Raw genomic sequence first — 25,558 nt, 5'->3', positions numbered from 1 at the left:
TTCGTCTTGGTCGACAAAAAGAACGCTACGGGTGGGTCGAGGGTGGGGCCACTTCAAACGACTAAAAGCCTCAAAGGTGGGGCCACTTCAGAGTGCCATACCCACCGGTCGTCGCACCGCGCCCACGCCATCCACGCGAGCCCCCATAACGAGAGATAGTTCACGCGAGGTGCTTCACTGCTAAATCGGCAGCCTCTTTCGTCGGTGTCTGGGCCACGTGGGGATACAGGCTTGGGGGCGGACTTTCTAGCAAGCCGGGAGTGCATTATGGCGGGGAGATTGTGTCTATGTCGTGAATGGGATCACGCACCGATCGATTGCCTAGCGCAGCCCCAAATCATTCGCTGACTAGGCCTCTTGGCGCGATTGGTGGCATCGCCCGCGATTCTCATCGTTCTAGATGCGCACGCAAAACGCCCATATTTCAGACAATTCTAACTATTAGGCTAAAGACGTCATCTTGTTGACAAACACGCCGTCACGCGTCTTCGTAGCCTCAAATTATCAAGAAATGCGAGAGATTTTGAACGCCCAAGTGTGCACGAGACGAGTTTGGCCCCGGGGCTCGCAGAGCCGACCTGGGGGGCTACAAGCTGCGCAGCTTGTCTCGCAGTTGGTCAACAGTGGGTGCGCCGGCAAAGCCATCCGGGGTGACATACCGGCGGCACGCGAGCCCGACCGGGGCATCCTCCTGAGCAAAAGGATCCACACCATCGAAGAGGATGCTCGGTGACCCGCGAAATCCCACGCGCACAGCTTCTTCGACCGTGTCGACCAGGTGTCGCGACACCGTGATCTCCGGGAACTCTTGTACGAGTTCGTTGATGTGCTGATCGGCAACTTTTCAGTTGGGGCAGCCCTCGAAGTATTGCAGCGTGATTTGCATACCTTCACGGTAAACCCTGAAGCGCACGTGAAGTTGAAGCGTTGACGAACGCCGCGCCCGAGCGCAGAAGCCACAAACGTGACAACGAGCATCCAATATCACCTTTAAAGCAGCTAAAGTAGATTTAGGGCATCCGCAACCCACGTTAGGAGCAGTTCTTATGGCCTTCTACGTCGACCTGCTCTGGAACCCTCATGATGCCGCACACCTCAGTCGCAAAGACCGAGCGCCTGGTCGGTATCGTGCCTACGTTCCCGACGAACTGGGGGAGCAGCTTCCTCAGCTCGGCCAAGAAGCCCAACAAGCGGCAGAAGATGCGCTCGCAGTTCTCACCCGCGCAGACGAGAGAATCGGCGCTCGTGGCGGCTACCTCAACCACCTGCTGATCCGCTCCGAGAGCATCTCCTCATCATGGATCGAAGGCAACAGGGTCACCCCCAAGAAACTTGCGATCGCAGAGTTGCTTCAACAAGGCACCCGTGTCGCCTTGGACGTTGTTTCCAACGTTCGAGCCACGGAGGAAGCAATCGCCTCCCTCGCCGACAGAGAACGCCCCGTCACGACGGCTGACCTCGAACAGCTGCAGCATGTGATTGAACCCGGGTTAGAGGCAGGATTGCGTACGGAGCAAAACTGGGTCGGCGGGTCCGGCTGGAGTCCACTCCGCGCCGACTTCGTGCCCCCGCCGGAATCTGAGGTGCGACGACTGGTCGATGATCTCAGCCGTTTCGTGACCGCAACACACGGGAACCCTGTCGTGCGCGCAGCGATCGCGCATGCGCAATTCGAAACCATCCACCCCTTCATTGACGGCAACGGCCGAACCGGGCGTGCCCTCATCCACACTGTTCTTCGCCGCACGGATGCTCTCAGAAACACCCTCATTCCCATCAGCACGGTCTTCGCCGGCGACGTCAACGACTACGTGGCCGGGCTCACCGCGTTTCGAAAGGACCCACCCCGCCTGGATGAGTGGATCATCGGGTTCGCCAACGCCGCAGAACTCGCCGCGGGGAACGCTGTGCGACTCTCTGACGACATCGCCGCGCTGGATGATGAAGTCCGAGACACATTGGTCCGGTATCGACAAACCGAAGGTGTCTCACCGGCGACACCCCGTCGCGATGCCGTGATCCTGCGCATTCTCAACGCTTTGGCTACGGAACCAGTGCTAACGATAGAAACGGTCGCTGCGCGGCACCGAGTTTCTCCCGCAGCGGCGCACCGGGCGCTCGTGCAGCTCGCTGAGGCTGGCGTCCTAGGCCGCAACAAGGATCACAAAGGCAAGTTGATTTGTTGGACTGCCGACCGACACCTTGCGCTCGTCGCGCTGACAGAACGCAGCAACCGAGTCGGAGCCGGAGATACCGAACACCAACGCCCGCGCCGCGGCCCGGCTGTGCCAGACCCCAAACAGGCTGGGTTACTGCGTGCGAACCCGAAGGATCACGCGGCCCCAGAGTGAAGTCGCTCGTCGATCAGAACTCGTAAATCTCGGTGAGCTCATCCGACAGCAGCACCGTGTGTGGGAGACCGCGCAGATCGTCGGCGTCAACCGAGATGCCCCTGAGTTGTGCGGCCTCGGCATACGCTTCCCACGGAAACGAATCAGGATTCGCGGCGTCATCGTTGCGCACTAGATCGAGAACCTCAGAGATCACGGCGGCGGCGGGCTGTTTCCACGAGACGACGTCGCCACCCCCGTGTCTGGATACGGTCACACCGCGATCCATGTCGAGACGGATCATCGAATCGTCCGAAAGCCGCAGATACTGGGTCATCTTCATGCTCATGTGTGGGCGCGTATTTTCTGGAACCGGATCATCACGTTCGCAGATGATCACCAGACCCGTCACCGACAGTGTCGAGAGGTCGAACGGCAGGCGATGCAGGATCTCGGTGCGCTCGGCGCCTTGTCTGATCGGTGCATAACTTCCCTGCTCATCGCTCTCTGGCATGGTTCGCAGTTTAGATCTTCGGCGTCGCATTCCGGAATTATTCGCGCTCGCGACTCCGGTTACTCCTCAAACGTATTGACCATCGCGTGCGCAGCGCGGTCGAGGTACGCCCAGATTTCGGCGTCATAAAGTGGCGGTAGTTCGAGGGTGTCGAGGGCTACCCGCATGTGATGCAGCCAACGGTCACGAGCATCCGGATTCACCTTGAAGGGCATGTGGCACATGCGCAGGCGCGGGTGTCCTCGTTTCTGGCTGTACATGTTCGGGCCGCCCCAATACTGTTCCAAGAAACCCGTCAGGCGCTGGATGGCACCCTCGAGATCGGGCTGCTCCGGACACATCGGCAACAGTATCTCTCACGGACCCCCAGCAGGAAGCTGGGGCCCGTGAGCCATACGATCGCGATGGTGTTTTGGGGAATTAGCCGAAGATGCGTATCGCGTACATCACTGCAAGGAATACCAAGAACGCGAGACCGAGCAAGCTAAGAATCAACTGGGGCAAGCCGATTCGCAAGTTGCCGCGATCCTTGTGGCGTCCGAGGACTACCATCACGACGCCGATCAGCGGTACGGCAAGAATGGTGACCGCCTGGGCCGTGATGATGAGTTGAATCGGAATGCCGCCGAAGATCGCCGGGTGACGTCCCTGGGAGTGGTGTGATTTCGGGCTCGTGAGCGTTGCTTCGTTGACGTGAAGAGCCATCGTGCGATGGTCGGTGAGAACCGACTAAAGATCTCACGCAAAGGACACAACACGATGGCTCTAGACCAGTCTGCCCTGCTCAACCTTCTTGGCGAGTTGAAACTCACCGATGTCACCGACCGAATCCGAGTCGCGACGGAAACTCTCTATCAGGAGCTGATCGATGCGGAGGCGACCGCGTTCATCGGCGCAGGCCCGTTCGAACGCTCTGATGAGCGCACCACCCACCGCAACGGCACACGTCCGCGAGTGTTAACGTCCACCGCCGGGGATCTTGATTTGAAGATCCCAAAACTTCGGGCGGGGACGTTCTTTCCCGCACTGTTAGAACGCCGCCGGCGCATCGACCAAGCCCTGTTCGCGGTCGTGATGGAAGCATATTTGCATGGTGTCTCGACTCGAAAAGTTGATGATCTCGTCAAAGCACTCGGCGCTGATACCGGAATATCCAAGTCCGAAGTCTCGAGGATATGCGCCGGCCTGGACGCGGAGGTGGCGCAGTTCCGTGACCGGTCGTTGTCCGCGTTGGATTACCCGTATGTGTTTCTCGACGCGACTTACTGCAAAGCCAGGGTGGAGCACCGCATCGTCTCCCAAGCCATCGTCGTTGCCGTCGGGGTTGCCGCCGACGGGCGTCGTGAAGTGCTCGGCTTCGACGTCGGAGATACCGAGAACGAGGGGTTCTGGACTGCGTTTCTGCGGTCGTTGAAAATTCGCGGCCTCGATGGGGTGAAGCTTGTTATGTCTGATGCGCACTCGGGATTGAAGAAAGCGATCGGGATCGTGTTTCAGGGCGCCAGTTGGCAGAGATGCCGGGTGCATTTCATGCGCAACGTGCTGTGTGTTGTCCCGAAGGGCTCTCAGGACATGGTTGCCTCAATCATCCGTACCGTGTTCGCCCAGCCTGATGCGGAGCACATCCACACCCAGTTTGCTGAGGTCACCACGATGCTCGCGAGGTCCCATCCGAAGGTCGCTGCGATGCTCGACGACGCGCAACATGACCTTCTCGCGTTCGCTGCGTTCCCGCAACGGCATTGGCGCCAGATCTGGTCCACGAACCCGCTAGAACGAGTAAATAAAGAGATCAAACGCCGCACCGACGTCGTGGGCGTGTTCCCCAACCCCGCTGCCCTGTTACGACTAGCTGGCTCCGTTCTAATCGAGCAGCATGACGAGTGGGAGGCTGGCGACCGGCGCTACTTCTCCGAATCCTCCATGCTTGAGCTGAAGACCATGAACGAGCCGACTTCAACAATCGAGGAGGTGACAACACTGCCCGAACTGATTGCCGCCTAAGCTAAAACCACTGACCCCACACGGTGAAACGAAAGCACACCACTCAAAGGAACGTCACCNAGCCGACTTCAACAATCGAGGAGGTGACAACACTGCCCGAACTGATTGCCGCCTAAGCTAAAACCACTGACCCCACACGGTGAAACGAAAGCACACCACTCAAAGGGACGTCACCGATCGCCGCGACTACCCCGCCGAGCACGATCACAAATGAGATGCAGAGTTTGACGGGTGTTGAGGAGAGGCCACCGCGGTCGATGCGGAAAACACCGGCGAGCATCGTTCCACCAATGGTGGAGTTTCCGAGCATTGATGAGAATGCCGACGCCCACAGCCCAATGGCAAAGAGAACGACTGCCCAAGAACCGATTGGTGCAAGGATTTGGGCCAGTGCTGCCGGTGATGTTGCTGCGATACCAGCGGGGTTAAGAGTTGCAGCCGCAGCGATCATGATGATCGCAGAGAGCAACCCAAGAATCAGTGTTCCGAGAACGGCGTCGCGTCGTGCAATTTTGTAGTCAGTAGGAGCCCAGCCTTTTTCACGAACAAGCTGAATCTGGTAGAGCGCTCCGACAACCGAAAACGTGGTCGCGGCAAGTCCCACAATGAGCGGGACTGACGCTTCAGGAATAGACGGGACTAATCCACCGATGATTCCGGCGGGATCCGGGTTGCTGATGATCGCCGTAGTGATCATCGCCACGAGCATGATGAGAATGACCACGATCATGAGCTTCTCTAGCGCCGGGTAGAACTTGGGGATCCACACGAACAGGACGCCGATTATTGTGAATCCAATCGCGAACAATCGTGGGTCGCCACCGAAGAGCAATTGGCCTGCGGCTCCGGTGCCAGCTGAGTTACCGGCTTGGAACGAGGTGACGACAAGGAACGAACCGATACCCACGATGATGGCGACGACGCCGGTAAGCCGGTGGGTGATCGTTCCGAGAATGCTGTCCTTGGTGCTGAGTCCGATGCGAACACCAATGTTCACAAAGCACAACATGAGGATCGTGGCGATGACGGGAACCCAGAGCAGCTCATAGCCGAAGGTGGCGCCCATCGCGCTCGCGGTTGCGATCGATCCGGGGCCGAAGACGAGAGCAGCGGTGATGAAGGCTGGTCCGATCGATCCGAAAATGCCCTTCTTTGGCACAACCCCGGAGGCACTCGGTGGGGCAATAGTGTTAGTCATTGCGTGAACTCTTTTCTGTGCGGTGAAATTCGCGCAGCGTCAGTGCTGCGTGAATGGTGTTGGCAACGATGGTCTGGGCTGAATTCCACGGCGCGGTGGTGCGGCCGAGTTGAGCGTTTCGTACGAGCTCGTCAGCAAGTTCTACGAAACCTAAAGAGTCGTGCGTATTGGCGGATGACAGGATCAACGACTGTGTGCCGGTGGAGGTGAATACATCCACGGCGTACACCTCAGGGCCGGGAGTTCCCGTGACGGTGAGGGCAAAACGCACGCTTTCTCCTTCAGGCGTGACGAGCGACCCCGTTAGTTGAGCTGTCTCTTCCGAACTGCTGGCAGAGTTGAGTGCGTGATGGATCCACCCGTGTGCCGAGCTCGCCAGTGTCGCCTGGGGGAGTAGCTGGTCGACTATTTCCCAAGCGTGAGTGCCAACAGTGACGAGGGTTCCCCCGCCGAGTTCGGGATCGTCTTGCCATCTTCGGTCTTCTGCGAGAAACATTGCGATGTCATGCTGAACAAGAATCCGCAGTCCCCAAATCTCTGCACCCGTAATTTGTTCGGCAAGCTCACGAACTCGGGGAGCGAATCGGAGCACGGATGCGGTTCCCACGCGCTCCGGGGCGCTGTCGATTGCTGCAATCCAGTTCGTTAGTTGCGTGTGGTTGGCTGCGACGACTTTGTTGAAGAAGAGTGGTTCTGAGGTTTCGCGCAGCAGTGTCTCGGCATAGACGGTTATTTCGTGAGGCCTAGCCGTAACGATGAAAAGATCCGCGTCGAGTGTGATGAGTGCTTCGAGCGTGCTGGCCGCAGTGCAGGCGAAGCGCTCGGCGAAGATATCCGCCTGGCTCGCATCAGAGTCGTAGACACCGACGACGTCGACCTCGACATTTTGTTCTTTGAGCCTGACGAGATTCGCTGCATCGGTGAACGGATGCGAGTGTGCGAGGCCACAAAGGCAACGCGGATGGCGGTCATGGCGGCTCACCTCAACCAGTCATCGCGATTCGCGGCGATGAACGCGTCATCGTTGAGCTCGGGGTAGGCGAGGCGAACTCGTTCAATTTCTGCGGCTTGGCCTAGGGATAGTCCCTCGTTGGGGTCAAGACACCAGGTGCCTTCGAGTAGTCCCTGCTGGCGAAGCATTTCATGTACGCCAGCTATTACCCCGCGAAAGTCGTTGGCCGGGTCGAATACTGCCTGGTTGAGGTCGACCAAGTCTGCCCCGCTGCGATTCAGGCGAACAAGCGCTTCTGCATCGCCGGCGGCGGCCAGATGAGCAGTCTTCAGCAGGCTCACTGCTGCGCGTGTACCAACTGCCCACTGACCAAGCAGACCGCCGACGAAGCGGAGCGTGCGCGATCCGGTAGGGGAATCCACGTGAAATTCCGATTGCAAATCGGCGATGATTGCATCGTCGTTTCCGGTGTAGAGCGAGATTTCATCCGCCCTTCCTGACTCTGCGACCCCTCTCATGAGTTCGAGTGTTCGGTAGCGATCGAAGGGGGCCGCTTTCACAGCGACGACTGAAGGGATCGCCGCGAATTCTCGCCAGAACGCGCGGCTGAGGTTGGGCCCACCAATTGCGGTCTGCAAATAGAAGCCAATGATCGGAAGCACCTCGCTGACTGCACGTGCCCGTTCGATAAGGCTCTGCTCGTCGGCCCCTGCGACGCGCGGGCTTACGAGCACGGCATCGTATCCGAGCGAGCGAGCGAGCGTTGCTTCGGCGACGGCTTGTGCGGTGTCTCCGGTCACTCCAGCGATGCGGATAATGGTCTCGTCGCCATGATTGTTGATCTCTTCGGCAGCAAGTGCGAGAACTGGCTCGAATAGGTTGTGTTCTGGGTCGCGAATCTCAAACTGCGTGGTGTGTACCCCGACGGCGATCCCACCGGCGCCAGCGGCAAGGTAGTAGCGGCTGAGTGCGCGCTGTCGCCGTTCATCGAGTGCGCGTTCTGCTGTGAGTGCGAGTGGGTGTGCCGGGATGACTACTCCGGCTGAGAGCGATGCGGCGGCGGAAGGGCGCAACTGGGGGATGATGCTCATTAGAACTTTCCGTCTCGAGTAGCCCACTTCGTCGGTTTGGCGGTCATGGGAAGCCCCGCTTCGATCCACTGCGCTTGCCACTGGATGAGGGTCTCGGCGGAGACGGAGGGGTAGCCGAAGAGCGACATGCACTTGCTGGAATCGTTCAGCAGTGCCGTTGGTTGAGGTTCGCCGACGATTGTCACATCGTGCTCCAACAGTTCGCCCATCCTGCGCGCGATGGATTCGACGCTCAGCGTTTCGGGACCGGTGAGATTGATGGTGAATATATCTGAGCTGGCGTGCGTAAGGCTTCGCAGCACCACTTCGTTCGCATAGCCTTGCCAAATCACGTTGACGTTCGCCGTCTCGATTGAGACAGGTTCGCCCGCATGAACGGCGCTAACAATGTCGGCGAGCACGCCGTAGCGGAGATCTACTGCGTAGTTGAGGCGAACGATAGCAACACTCGTTCCGCGTTCTTGGGCAGCGAACTCAAAGACACGTTCACGGCCAAGGCATGACTGTGCATACTCTCCGATGGGAGCCGGTGCGACACGTTCTGAGGCTCCGCCGGTGGCCGGCGACACAAAGGGATAAATGTTTCCCGTTGAGAGAGCAACGATCGAACTTGAGCGGTAGCGGCGAGCAATACGGTCGGGAAGCGCAGCGTTCACTTCCCACGCCCAAGAGGGGCTCGTGGCCGCGCCGAACTTGGCACCCACCATGAACACGACGTTTGGAGCATCCGGCAGCGAGGCCAAGCTCTCGCTTTCGATGAGATCGAAGGGGACTACTTTCACACCAGCGGCTGTTAGTCCCTCGCGAACTGACTGATCGGCGAAGCGGGAGACGGCATAAACCGTATCGCCGGAGCGGCCCGCGGCATCAAAAGCTTTGCGCGCCAACACTGCAAGCGTCGGACCCATCTTGCCCCCGGCGCCGAGTATGACTAGGTCGCCGGCTCCTTGGGAGAGGTCTCTAATCAGCCCTGCGCTCGGAGTGACAAGTAGCTCTTCCAGCTCGGCTTCGGAAGCAAATCCCTTAGACATACTCGATCCTCCATTGGTCGCGTGACGGTAATTCAACACTACGTTGTGATAATTAGCAACTACAAAGCCGAATGCCCAAGTTTCGAGGGCGAACGGCTTGAATTGATTGTGTCAGTCGACTGAGATATTTGAAGAAATCGAGTGCGGGCGCGCGCAAAGGAAGATAGAGTGAATCCTCAGATCGCCTCGGATTTGTGGTGGGCGGTTGCTTGTAAATCGGAGGTGTAATGCAGATCCCAGCAACGCCATCGCACGCTACCCGGGTGGCGCTTCATCTCCGAGACTGCGGTCCAGATGCGGTAAATGGGATTGCGCAATCACTTCAAATTTCCCGAACCTCAGTGGAGAATGTGCTTGGCACACTCGCGCGGGCGGAGATTGTGACCCGCACCACTGCACCGGGTGCGGGGGTGGGACGGCCATCCAGGTCATATGAGTTCAATAGTTCTCAGGGGTATGTTGCTGGCGTTGACGTAGGCAATGCGAGCATTCGGGTTGTTATTTCTGACCTCCGGGGTGCCGTTCTTGCCGATCATGTCGGTGCTGGCGCTGACAAGTATTCAGACGGTGCAGCCAAATTGGGCGCCGTCACGCAAGAGGTGAAACGATCTTTTAGTGCAGCATTGCTCCCGTTGGAGAGACTCCGAGCAGTGGGCCTTTCACTTCCTGGCATTGTGGATGAGTCGGGATTCGTTCTCACATCTGTAGTGATCCCGGAGTGGTCGGGGGTTGAGATCGGTGTGTATTTGCAGGAAGAACTTAGCGCTGAGGTAACCGTTGATAATGGTGTGCGGCTTGCAGCTGTTGCGGAACATCATCTCGGCGCAGCCCAACTTGTCAATGACATCCTTTACCTTTCGGTGGGCAATCGTATTGCGGTTGGCCTCATCCTTGATGGCAAGCCGCGTCGCGGCGCCCACGATGCTGCAGGCGATGTTGGGCGGCTGGCATTCCCTGGAGTGCAGCCGCTGACGGGGGAGATAGCGTGGGAGAGCGGCGAGAATGCCGCCGTGGTCTTCGCTCGGGCACGTGATGGTGATCTTTCAGCGCAGCAAGAAATCGAGAGCTTTATTGAGCGTTTGGCTCGTCCGCTCGCCACGCTCATGATGACGGTCGATCCAGCGCGAGTAGTGATCGGGGGAGGCCTGTCTCGTGCGCACGAGGAGTTTTTGCGCCCGCTCACGGAGAGTGTGCGCAAGCACATTCAACTTCCCTTTGAAATACCGATTGTCGAAGCTCGACTCGGTGATGAGGCTGCAGCACATGGTGCTCTCGTTCTAGCGTTCCGCCGCAAGTCATTTGAGATCTACGGCCTCGATGGCATGACGGTTCCCACAATCGCACCGCTGTGAGTGCGGTCGGGGCCATACCCACAAATGGCGCGCGGAGCTGCTCCTAGCTGTGTAGCTGCCGCTAATCCTCAAACGTATTGACCATGGCGTGCGCGGCACGGTCGAGGTACGCCCAGATTTCGGCATCGTAGAGCGGCGGGAGTTCGAGGGTGTCGAGAGCTGCCCGCATGTGGTGCAACCAGCGGTCGCGAGCATCCGGATTCACCTTGAACGGCATGTGACGCATCCGGAGGCGGGGGTGTCCACGCTCCTCGCTGTACGTGTTCGGGCCGCCCCAGTACTGCTCCAGAAAACCCGTCAAGCGCTGGATGGCACCCTCAAGGTCGGGCTGCTCCGGATACATCGGCAACAGAACCTCATCGGTTGCTACGCCAACGTAGAACTCGCGCACCAGCTTCTCGAAGGTGTCGCGGCCGCCGATGAGTTCCCACATCGAATCTTCAGGAGCATCAGGGGCCAGTGCAGGCTTCGTAATGAGACGAATCTTGGGAAGCTTCGGCGGCACAGCTGCTGCGGCCGCCGCATCAGCTTCCGGTGACGGTGACGGCTCGTTCGCATTCTCAGATTCGGTCATTTCTTGTGCTTCTCCTCAGGAAAACTCAGTGGCACCGGACGCGTGCGCGGCGGACGTGCACCGCGCACACTGGCAGCACCCTCGAACCCACTCAACACGATCGAGTTCAATGCCGGAAGTTTGACACCCGCCTCATCCAAATCCTTCTTGAGACGAGCACGCAACTCACGAGCAACATCATCCTTTGTTGCGGATGCCGTCTTCACGACCAGGCGAACGACAATAGCCTCCTCCGAGATGGACTCGATGCCCCAAATCTCCGGAACTTCCAAGATGCGGGTTGCCCACTTGGGAGTCTTGGAGAGATCGACTGCGGTCTTCAAGATGCGCTCCTGAACGGCATCCACATCCGACTCATAAGGCACAGCAAGGTCGATGATGATGCGCGCCCAGCCCTGCGACATATTGCCGACGCGAGTGATCTCGCCATTGCGCACAAACCAGAGAGTCCCGTTGACGTCGCGAACCTGCGTGGTGCGGATGTCGACAGACTCGACAACACCAACAGCAGGCCCGAGGTCAACGATATCGCCAACACCCAGCTGATCTTCCGCGACCATGAAGAGGCCGTTGAGTACGTCTTTCACGACATTCTGGGCACCAAAACCAAGCCCAGCACCAGTTGCAGCGGTGATGAGCGCGAAGGCGCCCGTGGCGCCGGGAACGAAAAGATTGAAGAGCAGCAACAGCACGATGATCACGAGGACGACCGTCACAATGCTGGAAAGCACCCCGCCGAGGGTGCGAGTGCGTTGAACGACACGCACCGCAGCAAGCGGTGAGGTCAGCAGAACCTGGGTGTCGTGGATGTTCTCTTTGTGCTTGACGCCGTTGACGATGCGGTTAACGACACGCTTGATGACAAACAGCAGAACGAAGCGAATAATCCAGGCGCCCACGACGATCGCAAGACCTTCAACGATCGGCCAGGCGAGAAAAAACGCCTCAATGCTCTCGCGCAAGCCGACCAACGTGAAATCTTCCATGCTCGGAGCCTAGCGAGTGACTTCTGTGTAGTCACCGCTAGGCTCCGGCATGCCCGCCGTGAGGCGGCTGAAGGGTTAGGAGTTGTCGCGAGCCTGAACGATCAGGGCACGCTCAACACCGGCAAGGTTCTCCACAATGATGCGGCGCAGAGCAGGCACATCAGGATTCGCTTCAAGCCACGCGTTGGTGGCATCCACGAGCTCCTTGTTGGCCAGAGGCGCCGGGTAGAGTCCGCGGATAACCGTCTCAGCGATCGAATAGCTGCGGTTCTCCCAAATGTCGTTGACCGCCGCAAAGTACGGAGCCACGAAGGCTTCGAGAACTGCGGGATCATTCACGTGGGTGTAGCCCATGGTCACATTGCGCACGATCGCATTCGGAGCCTTGTCACTGTCCACGAGCAACGCAAAGGCCGCACGCTTACCCGTTTCGGTGGCGATGGCGGCGCGAACGCGAGCCGCAGCTTGCTGGCCGCTAGCCGTCTTGTCGTTCGCGAGTGCCTCATCCACCTCGGCATCACCGGCAGCACCGTTGATGACGAGGCCCTCGAGCAGCTCCCAGCTGAGATCGGTATCGATTTCGAGACCGTCGAGAGTGGTCGAACCACTCTGCAGTGCGCGAAGCACGGTGACGTGTTGTTCGGTCGACGCAACGCTCGCAAAGTACTTCACGAACTGGAACTGAGCATCCGAACCAACCTCAGCGCTCTGAGCGAGACCCCACAGCGTGTCGCCGATCTTCTCAACAGTTGCCGCACGACGCTCGGGAGCAACGTACTGCTTAGCGACGAGAACGAGCTGCGCGAGAGTCGTGCGAATCGTGGTCGACTCGCTTTCCGACGCAATGTTGCCGAGAACCAACGCAACGTAATCGCTGGCCGCAGTTTCGGCATCACGGGCAGAATCCCAAGCAGCACCCCACACGATGGCGCGAGCCAACGGGTTAGTGATGTCTGAGAGGTGCTTCATGGCAACCTCGAGCGAGGCGTCATCGAGACGGATCTTCGCGTACGCGAGGTCGTCATCGTTGATGAGCACCAGATCGGGACGCTTGGTTCCGACCAGCTCAGCAACCTCAGTGCGCTCACCCTCAACATCAATCTCGATGCGGTGGTGACGAACAAGCTTGCCGCCATCAAGCGAGTAGTACCCGATCGCCAAACGGTGCGGGCGAATCGTGGGGTAGTCGGCAGCAGCGGTCTGAACGATCGCGAAGCTCTCGACAGTGCCATCCTCAGCCGTGACGATCTCGGGGCGCAAAGTGTTTACACCGGCGGTCTCAAGCCAGAGCTTGCTCCACTCCATAAGCTCGCGGCCACTGGTCTTCTCCAGCTCAACCAGCAGGTCCTTGAGCTCAGTGTTGCCGTAGGCGTGGTTCTTGAAGTACGCCGCGACACCCGCCATGAACGCTTCAAGCCCAACCCAGGCGACGAGCTGCTTGAGAATCGAGCCGCCCTTCGCGTAGGTGATGCCATCGAAGTTGACGAGCACATCATCGAGATCGTTGATCGACGCGTACACGGGATGCGTCGAGGGAAGCTGGTCCTGCTTGTAAGCCCAGCTCTTCTCCATGGCCGCGAACGTGGTCCACGCTTCGGTCCACTCGGTGGCCTCAGCGGTCGCGATGGTGGAAGCCCATTCAGCGAACGACTCGTTGAGCCACAGGTCATTCCACCACTTCATGGTGACAAGATCGCCGAACCACATGTGAGCCAGCTCGTGCAAGATCGTGACGACGCGACGTTCCTTGATGGCGTCGGTCACCTTCGAGCGGAACACATAGGTCTCGGTGAACGTGACAGCGCCAGCGTTCTCCATGGCACCGGCGTTGAACTCGGGCACGAACATCTGGTCGTACTTCTCGAAGGGGTACGGGTACTGGAAGTGCTTCTCGAAGTACTCGAATCCCTGCTTGGTCTTCTCGAAAATGTAGTCAGCATCGAGGTACTCGCTCAGCGACGCACGCGCGAAGATACCGAGCGGGATGACGCGGCCATCGCTCGAGGTGAGCTCGTCGCGAACCTCGGCATACGGACCAGCCACGATCGCGGTGATGTAGCTCGACATGATCTGAGTGGGTGGGAACTCCCAGGTGGCATTCTCGCCATCCACCACAGGCTCAGGGGTGGGCGAGTTGCTGATCATGGCCCAGCGTGCCGGTGCCGTCACCGTGAACTGGAACGTTGCCTTGAGGTCAGGCTGCTCGAACACAGCGAAGACGCGACGCGAATCCGGCACCTCGAACTGCGAGTAGAGGTACACCTCGTCATCAACAGGGTCAACGAAGCGGTGCAGACCCTCACCGGTGTTGGTGTATTCGGCATCCGCCACAACCTCAAGAACGTTGTTCTCAGCAAGATTGTCGAGCTGGATGCGCACACCATCATTCACGGCAGCAACATCAAGAGCGGTGCCATTGAGTGTGACCGAATGCACCGTTCGGGTGATCGAATCAATGAAAGTGGATGCGCCAGCAGTGGCAGTAAAGCGAACAGTCGTGCTGCTCTTAAACGTCTCAGGCCCCGTCGTGAGGTCAAGTGCAATCTCGTAGCTGTCAACGTTGACAATCGCTTTGCGTTCTTGCGCTTCAACACGGGTGAGGTTCTCTCCGGGCACGTACAACTCCTTCGTTTTGGGGCGGTTTGTGGCCGCACCCAACTAGCTTATGCCGCGCCCGCAGAATGTAGGCAATGACGGATGATCGCGACCGTAGACTGGACGAATGCGCATCCATATCGCCACCGATCATGCCGGCCTCGAGTTCAGCGCCACCCTGCAGCAGCACCTCACCGATGCCGGCCACGAGGTCATCGACCACGGCCCCGTTGCGTATGACGCTCTCGACGATTACCCCGGCTTCTGCATTGCCGCAGCGCGCGGAGTCGCAGCCGATCAGGCTGCCGGCGTTGACGCCCTTGGCGTTGTCTTCGGAGGCTCAGGCAACGGTGAGCAGATCGCCGCAAACAAGGTGACGGGCATCCGTGCCGCCCTCGTCTGGAACGACTCAACCGCGGCCCTCGCTCGCCAACACAACGACGCCAACGTCATCTCCATCGGCGCTCGTCAGCACACCGTCGACGAGGCCACCCGCTTTATCGACCTCTTCATCGCCGAACCCTTCTCGGGCGATGAACGTCATGCTCGCCGCATCGCCCAACTGGCCGAGTACGAAACAACCGGCGCAATCGCTGCGCACCCCTTCGAGTAGTAATGCCCGAGGGGCACTCCGTACATCGCATCGCGCGGCAATTCGCGCTGCACTTCGTCGGCAAGCAAGTCGCGGTGTCGTCGCCGCAGGGCCGCTTCGCTGCCGGGGCTGAACGCATCGATGGACTGCGGATGCTCAGCGCCAAAGCCGTGGGCAAGCAGATGTTCCTCGAATTCGAGCACGACCGCTGGCTGCGCGTGCACCTCGGGCTTTACGGAGCCTGGGATTTCGCCGGCAACTTCACCGCTGATGCCACCACGGCATCCGCGTCGGGTCGCATGGGGCAAACCAACCAGCACGGCACGGTTGTCGATGGCGCTGATGCCGTCGCCGATGGCGCCGATGGCACTGCGGCTGCGGGAACTGTCGTGGGGGAGCACGAGGACTCTCTCGCGAGCATCGGTGCCCCGCGTCGCACCCGCTTGAGAATGTCGGAGCAAGAGAAAGCCAGCGACGAGGTTTCTGATTTTCCGCCCGAGCCCATCGGCGCTGTGCGCGTGCGTCTGCTCACCGCTGACACGTGTGCCGACCTGCGGGGACCAACTGCCTGCGAGGTGCTAACACCTGATGAGGTGCAGGTCGCGCTCAACAAACTCGGCCCCGACCCGCTCGTAGATGACAACGGCGAGGCCGAAGAACGCTTCGTCGCAACCGTGCGCAAGAAGCAGACCGCGATTGGCCTGTTGCTGATGGACCAGTCCGTCGTCAGCGGCATCGGCAACGTCTACCGCGCCGAGATCCTGTTCCGCGCTCGCCTCGATCCGCACACCCCCGGAAAGCTGATCCCTGAAGAGTTAGTGCGTGAACTGTGGCGCGACTGGGCGACGCTTCTCGAAATCGGTGTGACCACCGGTCAAATGATGACAATGGATGGGCTCACCGCAGACGATTACACGGCCGCGTTGGCCAGCCGCGACGATCGCCACTGGGTCTACCACCGTGAAGGCTTGCCGTGCCGAGTCTGCGGAACCAACATCGTGATGGAATTGGCTTCAGCACGCAAACTGTACTGGTGCCCTAGTTGCCAAGCACCGCTAGCGAAGCGCCCTTAGGAGGCTGAGATGCGACACACGCCCACGTACATCGTGACCGATCCGCAGGAAGTGCGACGCCTCATTCGCGAGCACCCGTGGGCCACGATTGTGTCGCCGACCTCCAATGGAATGGTCGCTTCCCACTACCCGATGATCCTGGAAGAGCGCGACGACCAGATTAGTCTGGTCAGCCACTTCGGGCGCCCCGATGATGAGTTGCACGAGCTTGGGCAGCACGAAGTGCTCGTGATCATCCAGGGGCCGCACGGCTACATCTCGTCAAGCTGGTACCCCGAGGGAGACGACATCCCCACTTGGAATCACGCGACCGCGCACCTCTACGGCACCCCCGAAATTCTCAGCGAAGAAGAGAATTTTCGTGTGCTGAGTGAACTCGTTGATCACTTCGAACATCACGTCGAGCATCCCGTGAGCCTCAGCGACGACGAGGCTGGCGCTCGCCGCACCGCAAAGGGAACCGTCGGCTTGCGCATCGTCATTGATCGGTTCGATGCCCGCATGAAAATGAGCCAAAACAAGAAAGCTGACGTACGAGACCGCATCGTGGACGAGTTGAGCTCGAATGGCACGTACGCTAGCCCAGAACTGGCCGCAGAAATGACAAGGGCTTCACCGAGTGAAACTGAGTAACGCCCGCATCGTCGGTGACGATGCATCGCGTCGTGTTGACGTGACCGTTGACGGCGGAAGAATAACCGCGATTGAACCGCACGACGCTGCGCCAACGCAGGTGAGTGACGACGTGGTTGACCTCGACGGTCGATGGATCATGCCCGGGCTCTGGGATCAGCATGTGCACTCCAGCATGTGGGCTCAGCAATCACAGCGGCTCGACCTCAGCCACACCACGTCGGCAACAGAGGTCGCGGTCACTATCGCCACCTCCGTACTTCCCCACTCTGATGGGCTCATCGTCGGTCAAGGATTTCGGGATGCTCTGTGGCCCGACCAGCCCACACGGTCACTGCTGGATTCCGCAGTCTCCGACATTGCCGTTGTACTCGTCAGTGGTGACTTGCACTCCTGTTGGCTCAACAGTCTTGCTCTCGAACGATTCGGCTTCTACGAGCATCCGACCGGGTTTCTGCGCGAAGAAGAAGCATTTGCGGTCGGTAGTGAGCTCAGCCGTGTGGAACCGGAAATTCTCGACGTCTGGATTCGAGACAGTGCACAGGACGCGGCATCTCGTGGTGTGGTCGGCATAGTCGATCTTGAAATGACGTGGGAATTCGACAACTGGCGCCGCCGAATGCTGGAGGGCTTCGACCTGTTCCGGGTGCGCGTTGGTGTCTACCCGCGGTTCTTGGAGCGTGCGATTGCGGAGGGGCTAACGACGGGCCAGCAATTGGCGCCGCTGCTTGAGGTTGGCCCATTCAAAGTCATTACCGATGGCTCGCTCAACACGCGAACCGCGTACTGCATGGAGCCGTACCCCGGAGATGGCGAGAACAGGGGGATGCTCAACATCCCGCCCGATGAGCTCATCGATTGGATTCGAACCGCAAGCGATGCCGGGTTGTCGCCGGCAGTTCATGCCATTGGTGACGACGCCAACCGGCTCGCACTCGACGCTTTTGAAGCAGTCGGATGCCGTGGCCGAATTGAGCACGCCCAGTTGCTGGCCGAAGAAGATTTTCCCCGATTCGCGGCTCTCGGCATCGCCGCAAGCGTGCAACCCGAACACGCCATGGATGACCGCGACGTAGCCGACGCCTACTGGGCGGGCCGCACCAACCGCACCATTGCGTTGCGTCGGTTGCTCGATGCTGGCGCCAAGCTCCTGATGGGGTCAGATGCACCAGTAGCGCCGCTCGACCCGTGGGCGACGATTGCTGCAGCAGTGAGCCGCAGTCGTGATGGACGTGAGCCGTGGCATCCGGAGCAGTGCATCACCATCGAAGAAGCCTTGCACGCTTCGACACAGTCAACGATTGCCGTTGGCGAAGTTGCCGACATTGTGGTGACACGAAAAAACCCGCTCGACTGCAGTGGAGAAGAACTGCGATCAATGCGGGTTGACGCGACGATCCTTGATGGTCGCTTTACTCATAACGAGTTGTAAACACAACGAGGTGTAAGCAAAACGACCACCAAAAACACTACTTAGTGGCGAGGTGGGCGAAGAGGAACCAGCGGTCCTTCTCAAGCCCACGGGCGATCTCAATCGCGACATCTTCGCTGACCTTGTCGAGCTCACCGAGCTCGTCGACAGCGGTGCGTACGGTCACGAGCGTTGCGTCGATCGCAGCGATAACTTCGGCGATGACGTCGTCTGACTGCTGAAAACCAGCGGTCATCGTGGGAGTGGTTGCCTTGGTGCCAACGGTCTTGGTGCGTGCGTCGATCGGGAGTCCGAGGGCAACAACGCGCTCTGCTGCGGTGTCTGCCCACTCGCGGGCGTGGTCGACGATCACGTCGAGGAGTTCGTGCACGGCCTGAAAGTTGGCGCCTCGAACGTGCCAGTGAGCCTGCTTGCCGTCAATCGACAGAGCTGTGAGGTCGGTGACTACCGGCCCAAGAAACTGGGCAACACCCGAGGTGACGTCAGGGTCTGCTGAGGTCTGCGGAACTGCTTTAATCTCGGTCATTTGTGCTCCTTCGTTGTTCTTCAGCTACAACGTTACGACGCAACAAAAAATTCACAAGCAAGCTGAGGCAACGCTAACCAGCGGTCCCGATGCCGCGGAGGGTCGAAGTGGGCTAACTGGCGGGGGCTAACCCCACTGTTCTTCAGTGAGCATCCACGCTGTTGGCGAGCACTCGCTTTTGCGATCCTGAATAAGGCGAACATGTGCCACCTGATGCGCGAGACTAAAGCGAGAGACCTATGACAACACAGACCGAAGTTAAGCCCCGCAACCCCTACTGGCAGTTGTGGCGCAGTACGCCAAAAGAGTTGCTGTACCTGATGTTGGGTTTTCCGATCGCCATGACGGGATTCGGCGTGGCCCTTTCTCTCGTAGCGACAGGGCTAGGCACGCTTGCCGTATTTCTCATCGGGTTATTTGTGCTCATTCTTGCGCTGTATGTGTCGCGCGGGTTCGGGCTCGTGCACGTAAACCTGCTCGAGTGGACAGGCCGCAGACGACTGGAACGCCCCGATTGGCAAGACGATCGCGCAGCGACCGGCTTCGGCGGTTGGCTCTCCGCCGTGCTCGGCAACGCTCACTACTGGTTGTATCTGCTGCACACCACCGTGTTGGGGTTCATCCTCACGATTATCACGTGGGCGATTTCGTTCGTGTGGCTCGTCGTCGGACTCACCGGTGTCTCGGCTTGGTTCATTCGTAACGAGATCACAACCGGCGACCCGGGTTGGTCGCTCGGCGCCTGGTTCTTTGGGCTCTTCGGCGTCAACACCACGACGTGGAACCTCGAAGTCGCCGATAATATCGTCGCGTCCATCGTCGGCCTCATCTTCATCGCAACCTTGCCCTTTGTCACTCGCGGCCTGGTAATGACCCAGTGGTGGCTGGCGCGGGGAACCCTCACGGCATTCCGGTCCGATGGTCTTCGACGTGAAGTCGAGTCACTTGAGGCATCGCGCGGGGCAGCACTCTCTGCGGAAGGTCACTCGCTTCGCCGGCTTGAGCGCGACATCCATGACGGCCCGCAACAACGGCTCGTGAGACTCCAAATGGACCTTGCTGCAGCCGAGCGGCAATTGGACACGAATCCTGAGTTGGCACGCAAATTGCTCACCGAGGCTCAGTCGCAGTCCTCCGAAGCGCTAGAAGAGCTGCGGGCTCTCTCCCGAGGCTTCGCTCCGCCGCTGTTGCTCGATCGCGGGCTCGTGGCAGCACTCGAGTCGGTGTCGTCACGGGCCACCGTTCCCACAACCTTGACAGCTCAGTTGCCGGAACCGTTGCTGCTGCCGAGCGAGATCGAGCGGGCGTCGTACTTTGTTGTCGCAGAACTCGTGACAAACGTCGCGAAGCACTCGCAGGCAACCCACGCGGAAGTTCTCCTCAGCGTCGAATCTGTTCCGGAGCGCGATTGGCTCTCGGTACGGGTAATCGATGACGGGCGCGGCGGCGCCGAAGTTGCCCCTGACCATGGTCTTGCCGGGATCGAAGAGCGCGTGCGTGGTGTTGGCGGGCGTCTTGAGATCGATAGTCCCGCGGGTGGCCCCACCGTTGTGACCGCGTTGCTCCCGCTGCCTAAGCAGAGTGCGGATCGAGGAGCCGTTGCCCTCTAGTCTTGAGCGCATGAGCCCGTTGCGTGTTGCTGTTGCCGACGATTCGGTACTGCTGCGTGAGGGGCTTGTGCGCGTGCTGATCGAAGCAGGGTTCGATGTTGTTGGAGCATTCGGTGACGCGGATGAACTGCTCGCCAATCTCGATGAGTGTTCGCCTGATCTCGTCGTGCTCGATGTGCGGATGCCGCCCACTTTCCGCGACGAAGGGGTGCGTGCTGCTATTCGGCTGCGCGAGCTTCGCCCGCAGATCGGCATCCTCTTGTTGTCACAGTATGTCGAGGTTGTGTACGCCCAAGAGCTGTTGTCGTCGGGGCGCGGCGGCGTCGGCTATTTACTGAAGGATCGGGTGGCTTCACTTGACGAACTGCGGGATGCTGTCGAGCGCATTTCTGCTGGCAGCACCGTGCTTGACCCCGAGGTTGTTGCGCAACTCGTGGTCCGTCGACAGGATCCGTTGACGACGCTCACACCGCGCGAGCATGAGGTGATGACGCTCGTTGCTGAGGGTCGCACGAATGCTGCAATCGCAAAACAGCTCGTCATCGGCGTTGGCGCGGTCGAGAAGAACGTGACGTCGATTTTTCAGAAGCTCAATCTCGAAGATTCTGGCAGCGATCACCGTCGCGTTCTCGCCGTGCTGACCTGGTTGCAGCGCTAGTTTTTCGCGCCAGACCGCGCCGTGCCAGCCCGCCGCGCTTCGGTCTGGATCAGCGCAGTGAGCTGAATCGCGCATTGAGCACCTTGAGATCACGGATGCGCCGCTCAAGGGTGATGCCGAGGAACAAAACGATTGCGCCACCGACGACTGCCCACACCCACCAGTCGGTGAGTTGGTAGAACGTGACGAGTGCCGGAGCAAAGGTGTGCGCCGCGTGGATGAGTACCACGATGGTGCCAATGACGAGCGGTGCTTGCAGCTTGAGCCACGTGCCGGCGACAATCGCAACGATGCAGGCTACTCCGAGGGCGAGGATGCGCCACTGGGTGTCGGCGTTATCGGAATTGATGAAAGTCGCGAGGAGAGTCGGTAGAAGTGTCACCAGAAGCCCGGCGCTGAGCGAAGGGAAGCTCCGAGCATCCGAATTGCGGATCATGTGGAGTGCCCCTTGAGCTAACAGCGCGACGCCCAGTATCACCGTGACCCACTCGAACGGCCTGATGAGGTCACCGAGATAGGCAATGACTCCCACGAAGCTCGCCAGGATGAAGGCGAGGTTGCTGATGCCACGAGTGAGCGGTCGCGCAGAGGGGCGAGTCTTCATGAGCAGGAGTGCGCCGCCGAGTGCGACGAGCACCACAATGCGGATGCTGTCGAGCGGTCGGTTGTCACCAGTGGCCTCGAACAACACGATCGTTTCGACCACGTACAACAGCACTATGGCAGTGCCGAGCAGCGTTGTGCTCGTGACCGCCCACCGTGCATTGGCGGCTTCGCGGGAAAACGTTGTCGAGGCGAGCCCGAAACTGGCGAGGGCGAGGACTGCGACCGCTCCGAGCAACCAGGAGTCAAGTTCGGGAAGCGCGCTGCGGCTTTCGGTCGCCATAATGAGGGCGCGAGATGCGGTGGAAACCACAAGCCCGGCTCCGGAAGCGATGATGGCGACGCCCCAGAAGTCGACGAGCTTTTCGCGTGGATCTACGAAGGATGCCGTCAGCAGGAGGGCTCCGCACAGTCCGGCGATGACGAGGGTGCGGAGTCCATTCCCGCTAGCGGCATTGAGTGAGAGTGGCAGTATGGCGATAAGGAGCGCTGCGAGCGCAATTAGGGGTGCCGACTTCAGACGTGAGTCGCGCAGCTCGGCACGTGCGGTGAAAACGGCAATGGCGAGGACTACGGCGGCGAGGGGGAGAACATAGGCCTCGAGAGCATCCACTCGGGTCTGGTCGAGGCGGAGCCAGAGCGCCCACGTAGCGAACGCGACGGCGCCCCACACGATGTGGCGTCGTGGTGAGGTCGAGCCGAATACACCGTCGCGGGCGACCGACGCGAGAAGGAGCGTTATCGAGACAAACAAGGCGATGAGCCAATGACTGTCCTGTGGCTGCAGCACGGCGCTGGCGGCGGTGAGGCCCGCGATGGTGAGGGCGCTGACTTCGCTGATGCGTCGAACCCTGGTGTGTTCCCCTCGAACGCGAAGCGCCATGCTGAGTGCACCGACAAGCACCGAGGCCGTTGCTGGTGCGAGATCGATGACAATGTCGGCGAGTCCGATTGCGCGGCCCGCGCTGTCGAGAGCCCACACTATTGTTGGCGCGAGCAGAGCCGCGGCAGCATAGCGGGCAGCCCGGTGATCGTGCATCGTTCGACCCACCATTGCGATGCCAAGTACGGCAACTAGAGCGACAGCAACGAACAGGCTGATGAGGTGGATGTCCAATGCGAGCGGTGCGGAGAGCGCGGGCGCGCCACCCACGGAGGCGACCCAGAGTGTGGTTCCGGCAAGAGCGGTGCCGCTGAGGCTGATCCACCACAGGGTGCGCCGCTCGAGAGGCTGCAGCGTGAAGTTTTCTCTCCACAGAGAAAACGCGAGGAGTGCGACGGTGGCGAGTGCGATGGTGAGCCACGACTCGAGAGGGTTGGGGTCCTTATCGGTCAGAGAGAACTGGAGTTGTTCTCCGACACCGCCTGCGGCGAACAACAACACGAGGGTAGCGGCAGCGATCAGGGCGGCCCGAACGATCGGTTGAGATACGAGGTAGCGCACCGCGACGAGGAGCACCGCTGTTGCGATGCTCGTGAATGCCCAGGTCTCATGACTAGACCAACTTGAGGTGTAGGCCAAGAGCAGCGGGAGAAGTCCGCCAGCTGCCACAGTGAGGTGAGTGCGGCGGGGACCGCGACGTTGCTTGTCGACGGCGATGATGACGAGAGCGGCAGTGGCCAGGGCAAGCCAGGTGATCACGGTGCTCATGAGGGTTCCGGTGAGCGGGGCGGCTAGAGAGAGCGCGACTCCCGCGCTGGCAAGAACGATGTGGATGCGCGAGCGAAGCTGTCCGGTGAGCCACCAGAGCACGGCCATCGCGACAGGGACAGTGAGCAGGGCGAGCTGCGGCCATCCTCTATCCAGGATGTCGTAGGCCGTGTTTCCGAGAGTCGTGCGGCGAAGCAGTTGTTGGTCGGCGTACTGCGTCGCAGCGATTATCGACTGGCTGAGGGGGATGATCGCAGCGATCGCGGTCACGACCCACACACCAACGGAACCCCAGAAGGTTGCTGTGCGCGCAGGGAGGCTGAGGCGTCTGCCGCTGGCTTCAACGAGGAGAGCAGCGATCGTCAACGAAGCGATGATGGCGACAACAATCGACGGGTTGGTTTCCAGGCCGGCGTTTGCGCGCGCGGTGTCGGCGAGCGTGATCCAGATCGCGGTTCCGAGAAGGAGCCCCGATGCGGTGGCGAAGGCGTAGCGGATTGCTGTGGAGAGCCCGGGCTGGCGTATCGCTGCGCTGTGCGAGGCGGCGAGGGCGGCCAGTATGAGCATCCAGATGCCAACGGCGGAATTATTGGAGAATGCGCTCTCAAGCGCACCGCTGACGAGGCCGCTCCCCAAGGCGAGCATTGCATAAATCACGCAAACAACGCGCTCCACAGTGGCGGAGTAGCTGCCGTGAGCTGCGATCGCATGGATGAGGGACGCGGCCGCGAACGCAGCCACGGTCAGAAGAGTGGCAGATTCGTAGTTTTGGTCTGCGGCGATGCCGGCCGCGAGGAGTGCTGCGGCTGGCGGAAACAGAACGAATCCGACGACATTGATGAGACGGAGGCCGCTTGCTCTGTGCCAGAGCATAAACCCGAGTGACGAGATGACGAGCGCGCCACCCCAGTACAGACGCCCCTCAGCATCACCGACGACAAGCAAATCATTGGCGCGGAGCGCGTAAATGTCGAGGATGACGAAGACGACCGCGAGTGCCGACAGTGCTTCGGCGGTGGCGGAAAGACCGCGCTGTTTCATCTTCGAGGCCGCGACAATGCTGGCGATCGTAATGCTCGCGATGATCGCAGAACGCCAGATGAGCCCGAAGGTGAGGAACGCGTAGATGAGGAAGAAGATCGCACCCACCGAGAGCAAAGAAACGCCAACGACGAGCAGCAAAACTTGGATGCCCGAGTGTGTGCGGGCCGGGCGGGCGCGGGCCGGGGGAGTCTCGGTGCGGATGCCAGCAGTCCTGGCTGTGTCTTCTTTGCCTGTCGCGTTGGGGACACGGGCGTGTTCAACGACACCGGGGCCCGTAACTGGAGCGGGCTCCGGTAGTGCCACCAGTCGCGATGATCGTTGGCTCACGGATGCCGCGGCACGTCGCTCTGCTTCGAGTCGAGCAGCGCCATTGCGCGCATGTTCGGCGGCAGTTTCGAACCGGATCTTTCCGATCAGTTCGAGACGCGCATCCATCAACGCCGCAGCGTTGAGCGAGTCTTCCCGCAAGAGCGCAGCATCGGGATGATTCATGTCGAGCCCACAGCTCGCGCACACCGAGGAGCTCGGGAGCGCTACGAAGCAGGCGGGGCACCGCGAAATGTCGGTGAGATCCTTTGGCCCACGCGGGAAAAGCACGTGACCAACATGTTCGATAAACGAACGCGGCGAACTCACCATTTACTCTGGGCTCCTTTCGGGAGGAGTGCCCAGAGTATCGCTGACTAAAGCTTAAGAAGCGATAAGTCGCGAAAATGTGGATTGTTGCTGAGCGAAGCCCTTAGCCGCTTGAATCTCTGGACGAGGCTCTTCGAGGCGGTTCGTCCAGACCTGACCATCCCACCAGCGCAGCATGTGGCTGCCAGCGGGGTCCGGGTACCAGCCGAAGGGGGGAAGTTGAGTAGCTGTATTAGACATCGGGGGAGTCCAAGGTGCCCTGCCGCTGTGGGCGATACGGGTGCGGCATGCGATCCAGCCGCGGAGGATCAGTTCGGGGGAACGGCTATCCCCAGTATAGGGGACACGCAGGAATCGTGACAAGGGGTCGCGTTGACTCATAGAAAATGCGCGCGTGGCAGGTATCGAGGAATCATTTGAGAATGCGCGCGTAGCGGTGTGTCTGCCGGTGCTGGTGAACGGGTGCCGGTAGG

22 protein-coding genes and 1 pseudogene are annotated in these 25,558 nt (G+C 60.0%); 9 read left to right on the top strand and 14 right to left on the bottom strand.

Annotated elements, in window-relative coordinates; translation table 11 throughout:
- Nucleotides 1-586: 586 nt before the first annotated feature.
- Nucleotides 587-790, bottom strand: coding sequence for a hypothetical protein (locus ABD112_RS00730; protein WP_343922280.1), 204 nt, complete (start codon nucleotides 788-790; stop codon nucleotides 587-589).
- A gap of 256 nt (nucleotides 791-1,046) precedes the next feature.
- On the opposite strand from ABD112_RS00730, the gene ABD112_RS00725 reads away from it, so the two are divergent.
- Complete coding sequence (locus ABD112_RS00725) at nucleotides 1,047-2,351, top strand: Fic family protein (RefSeq protein ID WP_343922278.1); 1,305 nt, start codon at nucleotides 1,047-1,049, stop codon at nucleotides 2,349-2,351.
- 13 nt (nucleotides 2,352-2,364) lie between these two features.
- Here ABD112_RS00725 and ABD112_RS00720 read toward each other — a convergent pair whose 3' ends face one another.
- The 3 genes and pseudogenes from ABD112_RS00720 to ABD112_RS00710 form a co-directional block, all read right to left on the bottom strand.
- Entirely contained in the window at nucleotides 2,365-2,844 is a 480-nt protein-coding gene (locus tag ABD112_RS00720; RefSeq protein ID WP_343922276.1) for a hypothetical protein, read from the bottom strand.
- A 59-nt stretch (nucleotides 2,845-2,903) separates the two neighbouring features.
- A pseudogene (locus ABD112_RS00715) lies at nucleotides 2,904-3,197 on the bottom strand (globin domain-containing protein); the annotation flags it as partial.
- A gap of 67 nt (nucleotides 3,198-3,264) precedes the next feature.
- Complete coding sequence (locus tag ABD112_RS00710; RefSeq protein WP_343922274.1) at nucleotides 3,265-3,549, bottom strand: hypothetical protein; 285 nt, start codon at nucleotides 3,547-3,549, stop codon at nucleotides 3,265-3,267.
- Nucleotides 3,550-3,603: 54 nt separating this feature from the next.
- Between ABD112_RS00710 and ABD112_RS00705 the strand changes: the two genes are divergently transcribed.
- Nucleotides 3,604-4,848: an IS256 family transposase gene (locus ABD112_RS00705; protein WP_343922272.1), complete on the top strand. Its 1,245-nt coding sequence runs from the start codon at nucleotides 3,604-3,606 to the stop codon at nucleotides 4,846-4,848.
- A gap of 112 nt (nucleotides 4,849-4,960) precedes the next feature.
- Here ABD112_RS00705 and ABD112_RS00700 read toward each other — a convergent pair whose 3' ends face one another.
- From ABD112_RS00700 to ABD112_RS00685, 4 genes are read right to left on the bottom strand one after another with little or no spacing between them, the layout of a single operon-like run.
- Complete coding sequence (locus ABD112_RS00700) at nucleotides 4,961-6,046, bottom strand: Nramp family divalent metal transporter (RefSeq protein ID WP_343922270.1); 1,086 nt, start codon at nucleotides 6,044-6,046, stop codon at nucleotides 4,961-4,963.
- Entirely contained in the window at nucleotides 6,039-7,028 is a 990-nt protein-coding gene (locus tag ABD112_RS00695) for a Gfo/Idh/MocA family oxidoreductase (RefSeq protein WP_343922268.1), read from the bottom strand. The genes ABD112_RS00700 and ABD112_RS00695 overlap by 8 nt, the downstream gene beginning before the upstream one ends.
- Nucleotides 7,025-8,089, bottom strand: coding sequence for a dihydrodipicolinate synthase family protein (locus ABD112_RS00690; protein ID WP_343922267.1), 1,065 nt, complete (start codon nucleotides 8,087-8,089; stop codon nucleotides 7,025-7,027). The genes ABD112_RS00695 and ABD112_RS00690 overlap by 4 nt, the downstream gene beginning before the upstream one ends.
- Nucleotides 8,089-9,120 carry an NAD-dependent epimerase/dehydratase family protein gene (locus ABD112_RS00685; RefSeq protein ID WP_343922265.1) on the bottom strand — a complete coding sequence of 344 codons (1,032 nt, stop codon included), beginning with the start codon at nucleotides 9,118-9,120 and terminating at the stop codon, nucleotides 8,089-8,091. Before ABD112_RS00685 ends, ABD112_RS00690 begins: the two co-directional genes overlap by 1 nt.
- A 380-nt stretch (nucleotides 9,121-9,500) precedes the next feature.
- Between ABD112_RS00685 and ABD112_RS00680 the strand changes: the two genes are divergently transcribed.
- Complete coding sequence (locus ABD112_RS00680) at nucleotides 9,501-10,472, top strand: ROK family protein (RefSeq protein ID WP_343922263.1); 972 nt, start codon at nucleotides 9,501-9,503, stop codon at nucleotides 10,470-10,472.
- A gap of 61 nt (nucleotides 10,473-10,533) precedes the next feature.
- On the opposite strand, the gene ABD112_RS00675 is transcribed toward ABD112_RS00680, so the two are convergent.
- The 3 genes from ABD112_RS00675 to pepN form a co-directional block, all read right to left on the bottom strand.
- A complete protein-coding gene (locus ABD112_RS00675) occupies nucleotides 10,534-10,905 on the bottom strand; it encodes a globin (protein ID WP_343922282.1) in 372 nt (123 codons plus the stop codon).
- A 137-nt stretch (nucleotides 10,906-11,042) separates the two neighbouring features.
- Nucleotides 11,043-12,032 (bottom strand): mechanosensitive ion channel family protein, encoded by a 990-nt coding sequence (locus ABD112_RS00670; protein ID WP_343922261.1) that lies wholly within the window; start codon nucleotides 12,030-12,032, stop codon nucleotides 11,043-11,045.
- A 75-nt stretch (nucleotides 12,033-12,107) separates the two neighbouring features.
- Entirely contained in the window at nucleotides 12,108-14,648 is a 2,541-nt protein-coding gene (pepN, locus tag ABD112_RS00665) for an aminopeptidase N (protein ID WP_343922260.1), read from the bottom strand.
- 106 nt (nucleotides 14,649-14,754) lie between these two features.
- Here pepN and ABD112_RS00660 point away from each other — a divergent pair, with 106 nt between their 5' ends.
- From ABD112_RS00660 to ABD112_RS00645, 4 genes are read left to right on the top strand one after another with little or no spacing between them, the layout of a single operon-like run.
- The gene (locus ABD112_RS00660; protein ID WP_343922258.1) at nucleotides 14,755-15,240 is read left to right on the top strand and encodes a ribose-5-phosphate isomerase; all 486 of its coding nucleotides are present in this window, start codon (nucleotides 14,755-14,757) and stop codon (nucleotides 15,238-15,240) included.
- Between the two features lie 2 nt (nucleotides 15,241-15,242).
- The gene (locus ABD112_RS00655; RefSeq protein WP_343922257.1) at nucleotides 15,243-16,292 is read left to right on the top strand and encodes an Fpg/Nei family DNA glycosylase; all 1,050 of its coding nucleotides are present in this window, start codon (nucleotides 15,243-15,245) and stop codon (nucleotides 16,290-16,292) included.
- A gap of 9 nt (nucleotides 16,293-16,301) precedes the next feature.
- The gene (locus tag ABD112_RS00650; RefSeq protein ID WP_343922256.1) at nucleotides 16,302-16,925 is read left to right on the top strand and encodes an FMN-binding negative transcriptional regulator; all 624 of its coding nucleotides are present in this window, start codon (nucleotides 16,302-16,304) and stop codon (nucleotides 16,923-16,925) included.
- Nucleotides 16,912-18,357, top strand: a complete 1,446-nt coding sequence (locus ABD112_RS00645; RefSeq protein WP_343922255.1) for an amidohydrolase — start codon at nucleotides 16,912-16,914, stop codon at nucleotides 18,355-18,357. Before ABD112_RS00650 ends, ABD112_RS00645 begins: the two co-directional genes overlap by 14 nt.
- Before the next feature lie 37 nt (nucleotides 18,358-18,394).
- Here the strand turns inward: ABD112_RS00645 and ABD112_RS00640 are convergent, their stop codons facing one another.
- Nucleotides 18,395-18,883, bottom strand: coding sequence for a Dps family protein (locus ABD112_RS00640; protein WP_343922254.1), 489 nt, complete (start codon nucleotides 18,881-18,883; stop codon nucleotides 18,395-18,397).
- Nucleotides 18,884-19,122: 239 nt separating this feature from the next.
- On the opposite strand from ABD112_RS00640, the gene ABD112_RS00635 reads away from it, so the two are divergent.
- On the top strand, nucleotides 19,123-20,493 hold the full coding sequence (locus ABD112_RS00635) for a sensor histidine kinase (RefSeq protein WP_343922253.1): 1,371 nt from the start codon (nucleotides 19,123-19,125) through the stop codon (nucleotides 20,491-20,493).
- Nucleotides 20,494-20,503: 10 nt separating this feature from the next.
- Nucleotides 20,504-21,151 (top strand): response regulator transcription factor, encoded by a 648-nt coding sequence (locus tag ABD112_RS00630; protein WP_343922252.1) that lies wholly within the window; start codon nucleotides 20,504-20,506, stop codon nucleotides 21,149-21,151.
- Nucleotides 21,152-21,200: 49 nt separating this feature from the next.
- On the opposite strand, the gene ABD112_RS00625 is transcribed toward ABD112_RS00630, so the two are convergent.
- Both ABD112_RS00625 and ABD112_RS00620 read right to left on the bottom strand, forming a co-directional pair.
- Nucleotides 21,201-25,088 carry an SCO7613 C-terminal domain-containing membrane protein gene (locus tag ABD112_RS00625; protein ID WP_343922250.1) on the bottom strand — a complete coding sequence of 1,296 codons (3,888 nt, stop codon included), beginning with the start codon at nucleotides 25,086-25,088 and terminating at the stop codon, nucleotides 21,201-21,203.
- A gap of 51 nt (nucleotides 25,089-25,139) precedes the next feature.
- Complete coding sequence (locus ABD112_RS00620) at nucleotides 25,140-25,325, bottom strand: DUF2510 domain-containing protein (protein ID WP_343922248.1); 186 nt, start codon at nucleotides 25,323-25,325, stop codon at nucleotides 25,140-25,142.
- Between the last annotated feature and the right edge of the window lie 233 nt (nucleotides 25,326-25,558).

Origin of the sequence: Rhodoglobus aureus, from assembly GCF_039527955.1 — a bacterium.
Lineage (GTDB): Bacteria > Actinomycetota > Actinomycetes > Actinomycetales > Microbacteriaceae > Rhodoglobus > Rhodoglobus aureus.
This window is presented reverse-complemented; position numbering and strand designations above follow the sequence as displayed.

Excerpts from the sequence above, each read along its gene's own strand:
- ABD112_RS00725 (WP_343922278.1), top strand. The coding sequence starts at position 1,047 with ATGGCCTTCTACGTCGACCTGCTCTGGAACCCTCATGATGCCGCACAC.
- ABD112_RS00720 (WP_343922276.1), bottom strand. The coding sequence starts at position 2,844 with ATGCCAGAGAGCGATGAGCAGGGAAGTTATGCACCGATCAGACAAGGC.
- ABD112_RS00710 (WP_343922274.1), bottom strand. The coding sequence starts at position 3,549 with ATGGCTCTTCACGTCAACGAAGCAACGCTCACGAGCCCGAAATCACAC.
- ABD112_RS00705 (WP_343922272.1), top strand. The coding sequence starts at position 3,604 with ATGGCTCTAGACCAGTCTGCCCTGCTCAACCTTCTTGGCGAGTTGAAA.
- ABD112_RS00700 (WP_343922270.1), bottom strand. The coding sequence starts at position 6,046 with ATGACTAACACTATTGCCCCACCGAGTGCCTCCGGGGTTGTGCCAAAG.
- ABD112_RS00690 (WP_343922267.1), bottom strand. The coding sequence starts at position 8,089 with ATGAGCATCATCCCCCAGTTGCGCCCTTCCGCCGCCGCATCGCTCTCA.
- ABD112_RS00685 (WP_343922265.1), bottom strand. The coding sequence starts at position 9,120 with ATGTCTAAGGGATTTGCTTCCGAAGCCGAGCTGGAAGAGCTACTTGTC.
- ABD112_RS00675 (WP_343922282.1), bottom strand. The coding sequence starts at position 10,905 with ATGTGGGAACTCATCGGCGGCCGCGACACCTTCGAGAAGCTGGTGCGC.
- ABD112_RS00670 (WP_343922261.1), bottom strand. The coding sequence starts at position 12,032 with ATGGAAGATTTCACGTTGGTCGGCTTGCGCGAGAGCATTGAGGCGTTT.
- ABD112_RS00660 (WP_343922258.1), top strand. The coding sequence starts at position 14,755 with ATGCGCATCCATATCGCCACCGATCATGCCGGCCTCGAGTTCAGCGCC.
- ABD112_RS00655 (WP_343922257.1), top strand. The coding sequence starts at position 15,243 with ATGCCCGAGGGGCACTCCGTACATCGCATCGCGCGGCAATTCGCGCTG.
- ABD112_RS00650 (WP_343922256.1), top strand. The coding sequence starts at position 16,302 with ATGCGACACACGCCCACGTACATCGTGACCGATCCGCAGGAAGTGCGA.
- ABD112_RS00640 (WP_343922254.1), bottom strand. The coding sequence starts at position 18,883 with ATGACCGAGATTAAAGCAGTTCCGCAGACCTCAGCAGACCCTGACGTC.
- ABD112_RS00635 (WP_343922253.1), top strand. The coding sequence starts at position 19,123 with ATGACAACACAGACCGAAGTTAAGCCCCGCAACCCCTACTGGCAGTTG.
- ABD112_RS00630 (WP_343922252.1), top strand. The coding sequence starts at position 20,504 with ATGAGCCCGTTGCGTGTTGCTGTTGCCGACGATTCGGTACTGCTGCGT.
- ABD112_RS00625 (WP_343922250.1), bottom strand. The coding sequence starts at position 25,088 with ATGGTGAGTTCGCCGCGTTCGTTTATCGAACATGTTGGTCACGTGCTT.
- ABD112_RS00620 (WP_343922248.1), bottom strand. The coding sequence starts at position 25,325 with ATGTCTAATACAGCTACTCAACTTCCCCCCTTCGGCTGGTACCCGGAC.